1 pseudogene is annotated in these 218 nt (G+C 71.6%); it reads right to left on the bottom strand.

Features of this window, described 5'->3' with window-relative positions:
• Window positions 1-218: pseudogene (locus tag ADL05_RS06720) on the bottom strand (succinate--CoA ligase subunit beta); the annotation flags it as partial.

The raw sequence follows: 218 nt of genomic DNA on the forward strand, positions 1-218 counted from the left end.
ATCGTGTCGACCTGGCGCACCGCGGGGTGCGCGCGCTCGGTCAGGATCTGGCGGCCCAGCTCGGCGTTGTTGCCGTCCAGGCGCACCACCAGCGGCTTGCCGAGCCTTCCCGAACCCGGGTCGTCGCCGCGCGACTCCAGCAGCTCCAGCGCCTGCACGATGCCGTTGGCGACCGCGTCGCAGGCGGTGATGCCGCCGAACACGTTCACGAACACGCT

Origin of the sequence: Nocardiopsis sp. NRRL B-16309, from assembly GCF_001279585.1 — a bacterium.
In the GTDB taxonomy this organism is placed as follows: domain Bacteria; phylum Actinomycetota; class Actinomycetes; order Streptosporangiales; family Streptosporangiaceae; genus Nocardiopsis.